A 1,496-nucleotide genomic window follows, 5' to 3' on the forward strand; every position below is an offset into this window, starting at 1 on the left:
ATCCACTGGCACGTCCCCAGCGTCTCGATGCGGCTGCGTTCGATGGAAGGCTGGAAGCTGAAGTCGAAGCTGCCGATGGTCTGACCGGTGGGCAGACCCGAGAGCCGCAGCGAGGTGCGCACACGCCGCTCCTCGCGCCAAGCCAGCTCGGACTCGAGTACCTGGTCGAGAAAGCGGTGCGGCGCCAGCTCGGCTTTGACCGCATCGGCCAGCATCGCCTCGAGTTGCTCGCAGGCGTGGACCATGCCGAGGCGCTCCAGGCGACTGCGCGTGACGTCGATGTCGAGCGAAGGCTGACTGGAGCGGCTCATCGCGCCACCGCCGCCAGCTTGGCGTAAAGATCGACGGACCGCTGCTGCGGCGCCATCGCTGCGATCTCCGCCAGAGCTTTGCCCATGCGGCCGAGCGGTGTCGGTGCGATGACGTCGTCGGTGGACTCCCCCTCGTAGTGCTGCGGGTCCAGCACGATGCGCTCGCGCCCGGCGCGCGGGTGCTGGCAGACGACCTCGCCGTCGAACCAGACCTGCACCAGCCGAGCACAGCCGTGGACGTCGACGCGCCGGCGCACCAACCGGAATGGGACTGAGTAGCGGCGTCCCTCAAAGCACACCGTGCAGTCATCGGCGACTACGCGCGTGACGGCGATGTCGAACGGCTCGGGCAGCAGCGGCACCGGCGTCAGGAATCGTTTCTCGGCCTCCCACGCCTCGGCCACGCTGGTGCCGGTAGCCGGACAGATGCGCCGCTGTGCCTCCAGCGCCGTGCGCTCATCGCTCCATGCCTGAAGCTCCTCCCACGACTCCCAGTCCCGGCTCAGCACTTGGTGCCAGCCGCGTTCGGTTCGGATGCCGCGCTCGACCTTGGCTTTGTGCCGCGGGCTGCGCGGCAGACACGGGTCGATGTGGAAGCGGACGGCGCGAGCGTAGCGGCGGTAGCTCGGATTGAGCTCGCCCCAGGGACCGGCACCGCAGCTGACGGCCGTGCGCTCATTGTCGATGCGCACCGAAGCCGCAACGCCACCGATGCGGCGGAAGGCGCCGTTGTGCACGTCGTGCCAGGCGAGCTGGTCTTTGCGCGGCGACCAGACGGTAACGCCGTAGCGGCTGTGGCTCAGCCGCATGTGAAACTGGTAGGCGTACACCTGCTGCCCGGCGATGCGGACGCGCGGCCACTCGGCCCAGTCGGCCTGCGCCTGCGCGCCCGGCGGCGTCTCGACGCGGCGCCGGGCTCGAATCCGCGGCTTTGGCAGGTTGCGCTTCCAGTACCGCTGCACCGAACGAAGGCTGCCCTGGTAGCCGTGCTCGTTGACCAGGTAGTCGTGGAGCTCGGCCAGGTTGACGGGACCGGCGCCGACCGATTCCACGTACTGCGTGATCGCTTCGGCCACGCCTGCGGCGCGCTGCGGCTGGTCGGCGCGCCGGTCGCTGGCGCCGGCGGCCTGCCGGGCCAGGTGATAGCGGACCGTGCTCTCGGAGACGCCCAGCAGCCGTGCGATC

The 1,496-nt window shown here is 69.9% G+C and carries 2 protein-coding genes; both read right to left on the minus strand.

Annotated features, from left to right (window positions below):
- A partial coding sequence (locus tag VEC57_14840; GenBank protein ID HYC00412.1) for an ATP-binding protein occupies positions 1-311 on the minus strand: 311 nt, incomplete at its 3' end.
- A partial coding sequence (gene istA / locus VEC57_14845; protein HYC00413.1) for an IS21 family transposase occupies positions 308-1,496 on the minus strand: 1,189 nt, incomplete at its 5' end. The genes VEC57_14840 and istA, both read right to left, overlap by 4 nt.

The organism is Candidatus Limnocylindrales bacterium, from assembly GCA_035626395.1.
In the GTDB taxonomy this organism is placed as follows: Bacteria; Desulfobacterota; Binatia; order UBA1149; family CAITLU01; genus DASPNH01.